This is a genomic window from Mucilaginibacter rubeus, from assembly GCF_003286415.2.
GTDB classification, from domain to species: Bacteria; Bacteroidota; Bacteroidia; order Sphingobacteriales; family Sphingobacteriaceae; genus Mucilaginibacter; species Mucilaginibacter rubeus_A.
The window spans coordinates 253276-266526 of record NZ_CP043450.1 but is presented as its reverse complement, the minus strand read 5'-3'; the positions used below and the strand labels follow the sequence as shown (position 1 = coordinate 266526).

Below are 13251 nucleotides of genomic sequence, written 5' to 3'. Positions count from 1 at the left end.
ACTTTGAAATACAAAGTACTTTATGCTATATTTGTCACAGGCTTACTTAAAGCCTTTTCTTTTAAATATTAACTTTGAAATACAAAGTACTTTATATCTAAATAATCATGATCGGGGAACAATTTCCAAAACAAACAACAACAGACTGGCTCAAGGAGTCGGCGACTTTTAAATTGATCTTTATCGGGGTATTGGCGCTTTTATTGTTAATCCCTTCGGCTTTCATCCAAAACCTTGTAACCGAACGTGCCAGCAGGCAGGATGAAATGGCTAAGGAGGTATCAGACAGCTGGTCGGCCAGCCAAATCATCAAAGGCCCGGTGTTAGTTATCCCTTACAGAAAAGGAATAAACATAACTGATACAACTAAGCAGACACCTGTCGAGAACCTGTATATACTACCCGATAACCTGCACATCAAGGCCAGTCTTGCAACGCAGATTTTACATCGGGGCATTTTTGATGTAGCAGTATACAATACCCAGGTAAAAGTAAGCGGTAATTTTGCCAGGCTCAATCTTTCATCGCTGGGCATAAATACAAACCAGCTCATTTTAAACAAAGCCAGATTTGAGTTTAGTGTGAGCGATCTGAAAGGTTTAAAAAGCAACCCGGTTATCAAGACAAATCAACCTATACTTAGCGCTGAGCCCTCGTTTGAATCGGTATTTGGCAATGGTCTGCAAGCCCCTGTTGATCTTTCTGCTGTAAACGATAATGAAATCCCTTTTGATTACACGCTCGATTTAAAGGGCAGCGAAGGATTAAGCTTCCTGCAACTTGGCAAAACTACCGATGTGCAGGTAAATAGCAACTGGAGCAGCCCCAGCTTTGATGGCAACCACCTGCCCGACGAGCGAAAAATTGATACCGGCGGGTTTAGTGCCGGCTGGCGGATGATGTATTATAACAGGCCTTTTCCGCAGCAATGGACAGGCTCACAAAAAATATTGGATAACGACAAAAAACTTGCAAACGCTACTTTTGGCGTAAAACTTCGCCTTCCGGTTGATCAGTACCAGAAAACCATGCGTACCAGCAAGTATGCCATATTCATCATACTGCTCACCTTTATCTCTTTATTTTTAACTGAGATTATCCGCAAGCAGCCGATACATATGTTCAATTACATATTGATTGGCGCCGCAATGGTCATTTACTATACCCTGCTGCTATCCTTTTCGGAGCAGGTTGGCTATAACATGGCTTACCTGATTGCCTCTGTATCAACAATAATGCTGATATCCGTATTTATATCCTCACTGCTAAAAAACAGTAGGGCGGCCTTGCTATTCGCTTTCATTTTGGCTGTGTTTTACGCATTCATCTTTGTTATTATCCAGTTAGAAGACCTTGCTTTGATGGTTGGCAGTATCGCCCTGTTTATCATTATAGCAGTGCTGATGTATTTTTCGCGCAAAATAAACTGGGATAAAAATTAAGCATTGCATAAGCTAACCGGCAGAGGATTCAGCATTCTTTGTCGGTTAATAAATATACCTTATACTATTTTGGTTTTTAGTTTAAAAATTACTATGTTAGCATAGTAATTTTTTATTTTATGAGCCGCGAACTAACAGAACTTTCCGACCTGATTGATGAGCAATTTGAAATAGAAGATATTGATGTTGACGACAACGTGGTTAATTATCTGCTAAGCCTTTTTGCTTAACAATCTTACTTCGACATGTTGACGCCTTTTAAAGGCGACCGGGTATCTTTTGCGCTTCCCCGGGCGATTCGCTCTTAGAACGAGGCACCTACGGAGCCCCCGATGTTGCGTTTATCCAAGCTATAAACACGGGACTCCGCTGGAGTCACTCATCTAATGTTTACAACTCCAGCGGAGTTGCGTGTTTTTTATAGTAAAAGCAAGTCGGATTTTCGGGCTCCGTAGGTGCCTCGTATATTTCGTTGAATTTAAAACCGATTAACGGCCTCCCCTCCCATTTTCAGGATTAAATAAATAGGGTTAACTTTGCAGCCTGATGAGTAAAGCTAACAAACCAAAGTTTTTTGAGAACGTACAGATCATTGATATTGCCGAAGAAGGCAAAGGCGTGGGCAAAGCCGATGATTTTGTACTTTTTGTAGATAAGGCCGTACCCGGCGACATTGCCGATGTACAAGTGTACCGTAGTAAGAAAAACTTCGGCGAAGGTAAGATCACCGAATTAAAACAAGCTTCTGAATACCGCACCACTGCTTTCTGTGAGCACTTTGGCACCTGCGGTGGCTGCAAATGGCAGCACATGACCTACGAGGCACAGCTTAAATTCAAACAAAAATCGGTTGTTGACGCGTTAAGCCGTTTGGCTAAGATCAACGTTGAGGGCATTATGCCTATCGTTCCCTCTCCTGCCGACAGGTATTACCGCAATAAACTCGAATTTACCTTCTCCAACAAACGCTGGCTTTACGATGGCGAAAACAAGGAAGATGGCACGCTGAACATGAACGCTCTGGGTTTCCATATCCCCGGCCGTTTTGATAAAATATTAGATGTAAACCATTGCTATCTGCAAGCCGAACCATCTAACAGTCTGCGTAACGAGATCCGTGATTTCACCGTTCAGCAAGGTTATACTTATTACGATTTGCGCAATCACAGCGGCATGCTCCGTAATTTGGTTGTACGCACCTCATCAACCGGCGAGATCATGGTAATAGTAGTTTTCGCTTATGCAGAGCAAAGTGAGATTGATAAGTTGATGGGCCACGTTGATGCCCGCTTCCCGGAAATCACCTCATTGCTGTACATCGTAAATCAGAAAAAGAACGATACCATATTTGATCAGGACGTTATAGCTTTTAAAGGGCCTGAATATATTCATGAAGAAATGAATGGCATCAAGTTCCGCATAGGTCCTAAGTCATTTTATCAAACCAACTCGGTACAGGCACTTCGTCTGTATGAAATAACCCGCGATTTTGCCGGTTTCAAAGGCGATGAACTGGTATATGACCTTTACACCGGCGCCGGTACCATCGCCAACTTTGTTGCCGGTCACGTACGTGAGGTTGTGGGTGTTGAATATGTGCCAACTGCTATTGAAGATGCCAAAGTTAACTCGGCCATCAATAATATCACCAATACCAAATTTTACGCGGGTGATATGAAAGATGTACTGGTGGCCGATTTCGTAGCCGAGCATGGCAAACCGGATGTGATCATCACCGATCCCCCGCGCGCAGGTATGCATCCGGACGTTGTGGCCCGCCTCATGGAAATAGAAGCGCCTAAAATTGTATACGTAAGCTGTAATGCTGCCACTCAAGCCCGTGATTTGCTGGTATTGAAAGAGAAATACGATACGGTTAAAATTCAACCGGTTGATATGTTCCCGCATACCCAGCACGTGGAGAATGTGGTGTTGCTGGTTTTGAGAGATTGGAGATAAGAGATTAGTTTTTTAGCAAATGGTTCATGGATCATAGTTCATAGCAAAAAGCCTTGATCAGCGCAATCAACGAAATCAAAAATCATCAACGGTCAAAATCGGTGTAATCCCCAAAAATAAAAATCAACGGTCATGAACCCTGAAGAACTGCTTAACGAAAGTAACGAACGCAATAAACCGGCGGCTGATAGTCCGCTGATAAGTTTGGAGCGCGACCTGAAATATTTTAATGAATCAATCAAAGAGGTAGCCGAAGAGATCATCAATGAAGGCCTGTCTTCTTACCCTATTCTTATAGCCCACCAGCATGAACTAAGTTTAGGCGAGTTGATACTTGACCGCCATGACTTAAACTCTGAATGGAGCATTCATGCATCTACGCTGGAAGAGTTTGTAGAGCGTGACGTTATAAAACCCGTATTAAAGGAACGTTTTGTCAATAGCTACAAAGATCCTTATCAGTACATGTGCGTATTTGTTGTAGTACCCGAGGGTGCAAACTTTGTATTTTTCCCGTACGTGAAATAATTATTGAAAGTTAAAAACTGTGGGGTTGCTTGTATGAGCCTTACTTGTATATTTACCACAGTTTAGCCAACGTTACAACAATAACATGCCTGAAAAAAAGCTTCTCATATTAAATAAGCAACAGATCCAGCAAAAGCTTGATAGGATGGCCTACCAGATCCTGGAGGATAATTTTGAAGAGGATGAAATACTGATAGCGGGCATACTGCCCCGCGGTAACCACATTGCCGAACGCCTGAAAACCATACTTGATGGCATCGCACCCTTTAAAAGCCGCATACTGACCATCGAGCTGGAAAAACAAAGCAGCAGCCTGAGTGCCAGTATTGATTTTGAGGTTGAAGAATGCAGTAACAAAGTAGTGATACTGGTTGATGACGTGCTGAACAGCGGTAAGACGTTAGCTTATGGCTTTGGCGTATTTTTAGATGTACCGCTAAAAAAGCTCCGCACAGCTGTTTTGGTTGACCGTAACCACAAAAGCTTCCCTATCACTACCGACTTTGCCGGCGTAGCCCTTTCAACCGTTATCAAAGAGCATGTTGATGTAGTGCTTCAAGAGGAGGACGCGGAAGAGGATGCGGTTTACTTGAGGTAGAATACCTACACATAAAAATCATGTCATTGCGAGCGATAGCGTGGCAATCGCACGTAAGCAAATCCGCTCTGTATAGCATGCGATTGCTTCGTTCCTCGCAATGACATGGTGAGAATAATTATACCCCCAGCGCCTCTTCCAGTTTCTCAACCGACATATCTATCCCTTCAACAATATTTGTTGCCTGCAGATAAAAGTCTTCGCGCTCGGCCAGTTTACCGGTTATAAATTCAACCAGTTCATCGCCTTTTTTTCCTTGTAATACCGGGCGAATGGTTTTGCTGTTCTCCAACCTGTCGGCTAAGGTTTTAGGTGATAGTTTAATATACAGCGTTTTGCCGTTGGCTTTCATCCAATCCATATTATCAAAAAAGCAAGGCAAGCCTCCCCCTGTTGATACTACTATATTTTCAGGGTAATCGGTTTCTTTCAAAACCTGTGATTCCAGCTTGCGAAAAGCATCTTCGCCAAAAGATGAAAAATATTCGGCTATGCTCATGCCTGCTTTGGCTTCAAGCACATGATCAAGATCAATAAATTCGTAGCCCCATTTGGCGGCCAGTTTGCGGCTCCAGGTTGTTTTGCCACAGCCCATAAAGCCCACAATAAAGTATTTCATAAAAATTTCTTCAGCTTAATTTTACCCGCGGATCAATCCAAACATAAATTACATCCACCAGGATACTGATCACCACAAATATAAACGCGATAAACAATATAGAGCCCATAACTACCGGAAAATCCGACATTTCAAGCGCATCGACGGTCGCTTTACCCAATCCGTTGTACCCAAAAATGTATTCCACAAAAAACGAACCCGCCAATAACGATGCAAACCAGTTGGCAATGGCAGTTATAACCGGGTTCATGGCATTTTTTAGCGCATGGCGATAAATGATTGTCCGGTTACTTAACCCTTTGGCTTTAGCCGTACGGATATAATCCTGGCCCAAAACATCGAGCATGGCATTGCGGGTAAGCTGTACAATAATAGCCAGCGGCCGCAAGCCTAAAGTAATAACCGGCAATACCAGGTTTTTAAGCGTGATCACTTCACCTTTAAAAGGATCATAGCTATACAAACTACCCGACATGTTCAGGTGAGTATAGTTACTGAGCACAAAACCAAATATCCAGGCAATAATGATCCCCGCAAAAAATGACGGGGCTGAAATCCCCAGCGTTGAAAAACTCAGCGCCAGCTTATCAATCCAGGTATCTTTATGTACCGCGCTCGCCACACCTAAAAACACCCCGATAATGATAGCGAAGATCATCGCAGCCGCGGCAAGCACCAATGTGTTGGGGATCACCTCCATCAGCAATGAAGCCACATCTTTGCGGGTTTGATAGGAGCGCCTCAGGTAAGGCCATTTCAGCGCCAATACCTTACTTTTGCTCACCGGGAACAATTTTACATAGCCATAGCGCTGTTGCTCGTCAACCGTGTTAAGGTGGATCCCTAAAGGCGAAAGATCATTCAGATAATAGGCAAACTGCACGGGCACCGGTTTATCCAGCCCAAACTCTTTACGCACAGCCTGTAATGACTGCACATCGGCACGCTGCCCCTGGGTCATGCGGGCCGGATCCACAGGCAGAATATTGAACAGAAAAAAAACAACAACCACTACCCCCAGCATTACTGCCAGTCCGTATACTAATTTGCGGAACAGGTAGGGGATCATTTTATTGTTTCTGCAGGTATTGTTTTACGATATCCTCATATTTAGGTACCGAATGATAATGCCATTTGTTAATCACGGTGCCGTTCTTCATTAGCAAAACACCCGGGTTAGAGCGCACCATTGACTTCAACGGAACACCATCTGCATAAAATACCTCGCTGATCAGTTTATGCTCCTTCGCGAAAGCTTTTGCATCAGCCGCCGAATTTGAAGTAAGCAATATGGTACGGATATTATAATTATCAGTAAGATTGATGGCCAGCGCGTTTAAGCGATTGATGGCATCTTTATCCGTTTCGCTCAGATCATAGGCCACTATAAAAAGGCTATAAAACGGGCTCGAAAGTAATTCTTTAGTATAATCGTTCCGTTGTGCATCCTGGATAGCCAGGTCACGGATCTTTGGTTCATATCCTTTTTTCACTAGGCGATTTTCCGGATCGCCGATCACTTCCCAGTTGGCATCTTTCCAGATATTAGATTTAAGGTATTCCTTATCATTCATCACCTTGGTAGCACCTGTTTTTTTGTTTTTGAGGTGATAGGTCAACTCAAATTCATCAAGCGGGGCACCCGGCGGAATCTTCATTTCATCGGGCAGGTTAGCGCCTATTTTATATGGCAGAAAATCAATAATCGGCGAAAAGTTGTAGGTGTACTCACCAAACCCTATCGAAACAATTGCAGCACAGATTAACCATTTATCGCCAACCTTTGCGTTAAACAAAGGCGTAATCTGCTTACGTTTAACAAACAATATCAGCACCAAAGCCAGCAACACCATATCCTTACTGAACGATTGCCATGGCGTTAACGGAATAGCATCACCAAAACAACCACAGGTTTGCACCACTTTAAAAAATGCAGAGTAAAAAGTCAAGAAGCCGAAAAAGATGATCAGCAACAACAATCCCCAGGCAACCTTAACGGCACGTGCCCCAATAAGCAGGGCAAAACCCAGCAGCATTTCAAGCGCGCACAGCACAATAGCCATAGTAAGCGCCAGGCCGTTCAAAAAAGTCATATGAAAAACCTCAAAGTATTCTACCAGCTTGTACGAAAAACCAAGCGGGTCATTAGCCTTGATCAGTCCCGAAAATATAAACAGTAAGCCCACCAATAAGCGGGGAATCCATATAACGGCGCTGTTTGATGATGTTTTTTTCATAAGCTTATTTACCCAGGTGTACATTAAGCTTAATGAGCGCGAAAACAGCATAATTCAGCATATCCTGGTAATTGGCTTTCACGCCCTCCGATGCCTCGGTAAGGCCTTTATTATCTTCTATCTGTTTCACCCGGAGCAGCTTCATCAGTATCAGATCGGTCAACGAGCTGATACGCATATCGCGCCAGGCTTCGCCATAATCATGGTTTTTGGCAAACATCAGTTCTTTAGTCTCGTTTACCTTCGCGTCAAACATTTCACTTACATGATCCGGGTTAAGTTCAGTCGACATTTCAGGGCCGCATTCCAGCTGCATCATGGCAATAACGCAGTAGTTAACAATGCCAATGTATTCGCCGGTAATATCATCCCCAACCTTTGATATTTTTTTTTCTTCGAGGGTACGAATGCGCTGTGCTTTGATAAAAATCTGATCGGTGATGGATTGCGGACGAAGGATACGCCAGGCGGTACCGTAATCACGGGTCTTTTTCATAAAAAGGCCTTTACATATATTAATTACGCCTTCGTATTCTGCTGCTGTGTCTTTATTACTCAAAGGATGATGTATTTGAATGTTGTAATGTTTAAATGTTGCAGGGTTGTGAAGCCCATGCTTACAAAGTTAATTAACTTTACCACATTCAAACTTTACAACACCCAACTAACCGTGGTAAAAGATACATTTTTCCGTAAAAAAGTTACACTCAATGCCGGCGGCAAACTAATCGACTTGTCGTCGCCAAAAGTGATGGGCATCATCAATATCACCCCCGATTCGTTTTTTGCCGACAGCCGTAAACCCAGCATTGATGAGGCCTTACTTCAGGCACAAAAAATGCTAACCGATGGTGCCACATTTTTGGATATCGGCGCATATTCATCGCGCCCCGGTGCGGTTGATATTTCAGCACAGGAAGAAACGGACAGGCTATTACCCGTTGTTGAGGCCATTGCCGCCCAATTCCCGGAAGCTATTATGTCGATAGATACTTTTCGCGCAGGTGTTGCCGAATCTGCCATTAATGGAGGCGCGCACATCATCAATGATATTTCGGGCGGTACGCTTGATATTGATATGTTCACCACCGTTGCCCGTTTAAATGTACCGTATATCCTGATGCACATGAAAGGCACCCCTCAAACTATGAATCAGATGGCCGATTACGATGATGTATTTGGCGAGGTATTTGATTATTTTGTATCTAAATACAGTGAACTCAAACGTCTCGGCGTTCACGATGTAATCCTTGACCCAGGCTTCGGCTTTGCCAAAAAAGCGGAGCATAGCTATGCGTTAATGAGCCGTATGAATGAATTTGACCTGCTGGGTTTGCCCATACTTACGGGCATCTCCCGTAAAAGGATGGTCTACGGTTTGTTAGGTAATACGGCCGAGGAGGCATTGAACGGCACTACTGTTTTAAATACTATCGCATTGATGAAGGGTACCAGTATTTTAAGGGTACATGATGTGAAAGAGGCTGTGGAAGCTGTGAGGATTTGGGAGGCGGTTGAGGGACCGCCAGAAGCTGGACAATAACAACTGACATTTAATAAAACCATGTCATTGCGAGGAGCGAAACGGAAATGAGCCCGGACGCGACGCGGCAATCGCATGCTATACAGGGCGGATATACTTCCGTGCGATTGCCACGCTACGCTCGCAATGACATGATTTTTATTTATTTCTCCCGCAACTTTTTTATATCTTTCCTGCCTCCAACTACATCTACCCCACCAACTCCATCATCTTCAAAATAGCGTCCACATATTCCCTGTCATTAGCCAGGCGAGGCACCTTGTGCTGACCGCCCAGCTTTCCTTTTTCCCGCATCCAGTTAAAGAAAGTGCCATCCGGCGCACGGCGCACTACCGGGCGGCGTAGGGCAAGGTCTTTAAAACGTTTGGCATCATAGTCCGAGTTGATACGGCGCAGGGTTTCATCAAGCAGGTCGACAAAACGTTCAAACTCCGCCGGTTTTTTTTCAAACTCAATGATCCATTCATGGGCGCCACAGTCGTCGCCATTAAAATAAACCGGGGCAGCTGTATATTCCCTGATAATGGCACCGGTTTGCGTACAGGCTTCTTCCAGGGCACGTTCGGCATTATCAATGATCACTTCCTCGCCAAAGGCATTGATAAAATGTTTTGTCCTGCCGGTGATCTGGATCCTGAACGGGGCAAGCGATGAAAACTTGATGGTATCTCCTATCATGTACCGCCACAGGCCCGCGTTGGTTGATATGATGAGTGCGTAATTTTTATTCAGTTCTACCTCATCCAGGGTGAGGGTTTCAGGGTTTTCATCGTACAGGTGTTCGAGTGGTAAAAACTCGTAAAAGATACCATAATCGAGCATGAGCAGCATATCGCCGGGCTCTTTGGTGTCCTGTATACCGAAGAAACCTTCGGACGCGTTATAATTTTCGAGGTAGTACATTTCCTCGTTCGGGATCAGCTTTTTAAACTGCTCGCGATAAGGTGTAAAGTTAACCGCGCCATGAAAGTACATCTCCAGGTTGGGCCACACTTCAAGCAGGTTCTTTTTACCCGTTATCTCCAATATGCGTTTAAACAGCACCAGGTTCCAGGTTGGTACGCCGCTGATACTGGTCACGTTCACATCCTTGGTAGCATGGGCTATCTTTTCAATCTTTTCCTCAAAGTTTTCGAGCAGGGCTATATCTAAATGCGGCGTACGGTGAAACTCGGCCCACATGGGCAAGTTTTTCATGATCACTGCCGAAAGATCACCAAAAGAAGTATCCGGACTTAACTGACTGATTTGGTGACTGCCACCAAGCGTCAAGATCTTCCCGGTAAACATGCGGGGATTGGGCTGGTTATTGAAATAAATGGTAAGCAAATCCTTACCTCCTTTAAAGTGGCATTCTTCAAGTGCTTCTTCACTTACCGGAATAAATTTGCTCCTATCACTGGTAGTGCCCGATGATTTGGCAAACCAACGAATCTCCGACGGCCACAACACGTTTTTTTCGCCCTTGAGCATCCGCTCAATAAAGGGCTTTAAAGTATCGTAGTTTTGTATAGGGACCCGCTCCTTAAACTGGCTCAGGTTTTCAATACTTTTATAATGATATTTTTTACCCCACTCGGTATTTTCAGCAACTGAAACCAGTTGCTCAAACCATTCTTCCTGCACTTCATTCGGATATTTCATGAAAAGCTCAATCTGGTGGATCCGCTTTTTCATGAACCAGGTAAATACGGAGTTAAAGAGGGTCATAGGCTGTTATTGAGGAAAAACCTTTCTTTTAAGTACAAAATTAGCCCCAAGATACACTTTCCTCACCATTTCATTCTCAGCCAATACCTCAGGAAATCCCGACTCTAATATTTTACCTTCAAAAAGCAGGTACGCGCGGTCGGTAATCGACAATGTTTCCTGCACGTTGTGGTCGGTTATCAGGATGCCGATGTTACGGGTACGCAATTTAACCACCATCGACTGGATCTCTTCAACCGCTATCGGATCTACACCGGCAAAAGGCTCATCAAGCAGGATAAAGTTAGGCTCGGCGGCTAAAGCACGGGCAATCTCCGTACGACGGCGTTCACCGCCCGATAGCAGGTCGCCCCTGTTTCTGCGCACTTTATGCAAGCTGAACTCATCTATCAGTTCTTCCAGCTTATCTTTTTGCTTATCCTTGGGCATGTCGCCCATTTCAAGTACTGCCTTAATATTATCCTCAACCGAAAGTTTACGGAATACCGAAGCCTCCTGTGCCAGGTAACCTATCCCCTTTTGGGCGCGACGGTACATCGGGTCCTGGGTGATGTCTTGATTATCCAGGTGGATACTGCCTTCATTAGGCTTTATCAAACCCACTATCATGTAAAAGGAAGTTGTTTTACCGGCACCATTAGGCCCAAGTAAACCAACAATTTCGCCCTGCGCCACATCAAACGATACATCGTTTACAACGGTACGCTGCTTGTATTTTTTAACTAAATTATCTGCTCTTAGTATCATTTTTGTTTGAACCATGATTTATGGGATTCATGGATTACCCTGATATTTGACCGTTGATAGCTTTTTGATTTCGCTGATTCCGTTGATTAAGACTTACGGCTATGAACCGTGATCCATCAACTATGAACCTAACTCACCAACCTCTAATCTCTAAAATCTAATTCCCTTCACATTTAACTGTATCGTTCTTCTTTCGCGCCAAACGTTTTCTTCTATCGAATAGCACATTTCAAACGGCACACCAGGCCGCAATTGTTCCAGATATTGGCCGTGGTTAAAGGCTATGCAGTCAAACGCTGCCGATCCTTCCTGCATTACGCTCATTTTAATATGCGAACCACCTACCAAACCGGCGTTACCACTAACATACACATTTTTACTTATGAAAACGGGGGCCATATTTTCAGGCCCGAAGGGCGCAAACTGATTCAAAATCCTGAAAAATTTGGGTTCTATCTGGCTTAAACGTAATTCAGCGTCAATTTGTATTTGTTGTATCAATTGTTCCGGTTTTATGGTTGAGCTTACCACCTCTTCAAACCTTTCAATAAAGGCTTCAAGGTTTTCTGGCTCCATAGTTAAACCGGCAGCATATTTGTGCCCGCCAAACTGAATCAACAGGTCTTTACATCCACAAAGGGCTTCGTATAAATCATAACCCAAAACAGAACGTGCCGAACCTGCAACATGGCCGTTAGAACGGGTAAGCACAATTGTTGGGCGATAATATTTCTCGGTCAGGCGAGAGGCCACTATACCAATAACCCCCTTATGCCAGTCTTCGTTAAATACAACGGTTGATTTACGGGCGATCAGCACCTCATCATTGTCAATCATGCCGAGCGCTTCGTCGGTAATGGAGAGGTCATGCCCTTTTCGTTCGGTATTGCGTACATTGATCATGGCGCTTTTTTCCTTAGCGGCATCCTTATCTGTCGCTATCAGGAGTTCAACGGCATGTTTGGCATCGTCTATCCTGCCGGCAGCATTAATACGCGGGCCAAGCAAAAATACCACATCCGATATCGTATATGGCCCCGTCCTCCCCGCTATCTCCATTAACGCCTTAACGCCAATACATGGGTCGGTATTTATTTTTTGCAAACCGAAATGCGCCAGCACCCTGTTTTCACCAGTGATATGCACGATATCGCAGGAGATACTGATCACTACCAGGTCGAGATAGCAGTTTACTTCCTCAATCGGGATATCATTCTTTTCGGCGTAAGCCTGGATCAGTTTAAAGCCGATGCCACAACCGGATAATTCTTTATATGGATATTCGCAGTCTTCGCGCTTAGGGTCAAGCACAGCCACCGCGTTAGGAATTGATGCTCCCGGCAAGTGGTGATCGCAGATGATAAAATCAATGCCTTTTTCATTTGCATAGTCGATTTTATCAATTGATTTAATGCCGCAATCGAGCGCTATGATCAGGCTAATACCATGCTCAGCGGCATAGTCAATTCCCTGGGTAGAGATGCCATACCCTTCCTTGTAACGATCGGGGATATAATAATCAATATTGTTATAAAGCTTTTTGAAAAAACTGTAGGTAAGCGCCACGGCTGTAGTACCATCCACGTCATAATCCCCGTAAATCATGATTTTTTCGCCCGCGGCTATGGCCTGCTCAATACGCAGTATCGCCTTTTCCATATCCTGCATCAGGAAGGGGTCATGCAGGTGCCGGTGATCGGGCCTGAAAAAGTAGCGGGCATCTTCAAAAGTGGTGATACCGCGCTGCACAAGCATGGTGCTTAAAACGGTATCGATATTGAGTTCGGCGGCTAATTTTATTACATCATCATGGTTTGTATTATCCTTTAGCGCCCAACGTTTATTCATATCTTTGCAGCTTGAAACAG

General features: G+C 44.2%; 12 protein-coding genes. 5 read left to right on the top strand and 7 right to left on the bottom strand.

What is annotated here, in order from left to right:
- Nucleotides 1-107 precede the first annotated feature (107 nt).
- The 4 genes from creD to DEO27_RS01100 all read left to right on the top strand — a co-directional run bounded on the left by creD (nt 108) and on the right by DEO27_RS01100 (nt 4527).
- Nucleotides 108-1442 (top strand): cell envelope integrity protein CreD, encoded by a 1335-nt coding sequence (gene creD / locus DEO27_RS01115; RefSeq protein ID WP_112572380.1) that lies wholly within the window; start codon nt 108-110, stop codon nt 1440-1442.
- A 546-nt stretch (nt 1443-1988) separates the two neighbouring features.
- A complete protein-coding gene (rlmD, locus tag DEO27_RS01110; RefSeq protein ID WP_112572382.1) occupies nt 1989-3401 on the top strand; it encodes a 23S rRNA (uracil(1939)-C(5))-methyltransferase RlmD in 1413 nt (470 codons plus the stop codon).
- 132 nt (nt 3402-3533) lie between these two features.
- Complete coding sequence (locus DEO27_RS01105) at nt 3534-3929, top strand: hypothetical protein (protein ID WP_112572384.1); 396 nt, start codon at nt 3534-3536, stop codon at nt 3927-3929.
- Between the two features lie 85 nt (nt 3930-4014).
- Nucleotides 4015-4527, top strand: a complete 513-nt coding sequence (locus DEO27_RS01100; protein ID WP_112572386.1) for a phosphoribosyltransferase family protein — start codon at nt 4015-4017, stop codon at nt 4525-4527.
- A 118-nt stretch (nt 4528-4645) separates the two neighbouring features.
- Here DEO27_RS01100 and DEO27_RS01095 read toward each other — a convergent pair whose 3' ends face one another.
- From DEO27_RS01095 to DEO27_RS01080, 4 genes are read right to left on the bottom strand one after another with little or no spacing between them, the layout of a single operon-like run.
- A complete protein-coding gene (locus DEO27_RS01095) occupies nt 4646-5146 on the bottom strand; it encodes a shikimate kinase (protein WP_112572387.1) in 501 nt (166 codons plus the stop codon).
- A 10-nt stretch (nt 5147-5156) separates the two neighbouring features.
- Nucleotides 5157-6215, bottom strand: a complete 1059-nt coding sequence (locus DEO27_RS01090) for an ABC transporter permease (RefSeq protein WP_112572389.1) — start codon at nt 6213-6215, stop codon at nt 5157-5159.
- 1 nt (nt 6216) lies between these two features.
- Nucleotides 6217-7383 (bottom strand): BT_3928 family protein, encoded by a 1167-nt coding sequence (locus DEO27_RS01085; RefSeq protein ID WP_112572564.1) that lies wholly within the window; start codon nt 7381-7383, stop codon nt 6217-6219.
- Nucleotides 7384-7387: 4 nt separating this feature from the next.
- Nucleotides 7388-7879, bottom strand: a complete 492-nt coding sequence (locus DEO27_RS01080) for a DUF1599 domain-containing protein (protein ID WP_112572565.1) — start codon at nt 7877-7879, stop codon at nt 7388-7390.
- A 117-nt stretch (nt 7880-7996) separates the two neighbouring features.
- On the opposite strand from DEO27_RS01080, the gene folP reads away from it, so the two are divergent.
- Entirely contained in the window at nt 7997-8926 is a 930-nt protein-coding gene (gene folP / locus DEO27_RS01075; protein ID WP_190295293.1) for a dihydropteroate synthase, read from the top strand.
- A 189-nt stretch (nt 8927-9115) separates the two neighbouring features.
- On the opposite strand, the gene DEO27_RS01070 is transcribed toward folP, so the two are convergent.
- From DEO27_RS01070 to recJ, 3 genes are all read right to left on the bottom strand, one after another.
- Nucleotides 9116-10636, bottom strand: a complete 1521-nt coding sequence (locus DEO27_RS01070) for a GH3 auxin-responsive promoter family protein (RefSeq protein ID WP_112572391.1) — start codon at nt 10634-10636, stop codon at nt 9116-9118.
- A 6-nt stretch (nt 10637-10642) separates the two neighbouring features.
- The gene (gene lptB, locus DEO27_RS01065; protein WP_112572569.1) at nt 10643-11383 is read right to left on the bottom strand and encodes an LPS export ABC transporter ATP-binding protein; all 741 of its coding nucleotides are present in this window, start codon (nt 11381-11383) and stop codon (nt 10643-10645) included.
- A gap of 150 nt (nt 11384-11533) precedes the next feature.
- Nucleotides 11534-13231 carry a single-stranded-DNA-specific exonuclease RecJ gene (recJ, locus tag DEO27_RS01060; protein WP_112572393.1) on the bottom strand — a complete coding sequence of 566 codons (1698 nt, stop codon included), beginning with the start codon at nt 13229-13231 and terminating at the stop codon, nt 11534-11536.
- Between the last annotated feature and the right edge of the window lie 20 nt (nt 13232-13251).

Excerpts from the sequence above, each read along its gene's own strand:
- creD (WP_112572380.1), top strand. The coding sequence starts at position 108 with ATGATCGGGGAACAATTTCCAAAACAAACAACAACAGACTGGCTCAAG.
- rlmD (WP_112572382.1), top strand. The coding sequence starts at position 1,989 with ATGAGTAAAGCTAACAAACCAAAGTTTTTTGAGAACGTACAGATCATT.
- DEO27_RS01105 (WP_112572384.1), top strand. The coding sequence starts at position 3,534 with ATGAACCCTGAAGAACTGCTTAACGAAAGTAACGAACGCAATAAACCG.
- DEO27_RS01100 (WP_112572386.1), top strand. The coding sequence starts at position 4,015 with ATGCCTGAAAAAAAGCTTCTCATATTAAATAAGCAACAGATCCAGCAA.
- DEO27_RS01095 (WP_112572387.1), bottom strand. The coding sequence starts at position 5,146 with ATGAAATACTTTATTGTGGGCTTTATGGGCTGTGGCAAAACAACCTGG.
- DEO27_RS01090 (WP_112572389.1), bottom strand. The coding sequence starts at position 6,215 with ATGATCCCCTACCTGTTCCGCAAATTAGTATACGGACTGGCAGTAATG.
- DEO27_RS01085 (WP_112572564.1), bottom strand. The coding sequence starts at position 7,383 with ATGAAAAAAACATCATCAAACAGCGCCGTTATATGGATTCCCCGCTTA.
- DEO27_RS01080 (WP_112572565.1), bottom strand. The coding sequence starts at position 7,879 with ATGAAAAAGACCCGTGATTACGGTACCGCCTGGCGTATCCTTCGTCCG.
- folP (WP_190295293.1), top strand. The coding sequence starts at position 7,997 with ATGCTTACAAAGTTAATTAACTTTACCACATTCAAACTTTACAACACC.
- DEO27_RS01070 (WP_112572391.1), bottom strand. The coding sequence starts at position 10,636 with ATGACCCTCTTTAACTCCGTATTTACCTGGTTCATGAAAAAGCGGATC.
- lptB (WP_112572569.1), bottom strand. The coding sequence starts at position 11,383 with ATGATACTAAGAGCAGATAATTTAGTTAAAAAATACAAGCAGCGTACC.
- recJ (WP_112572393.1), bottom strand. The coding sequence starts at position 13,231 with ATGAATAAACGTTGGGCGCTAAAGGATAATACAAACCATGATGATGTA.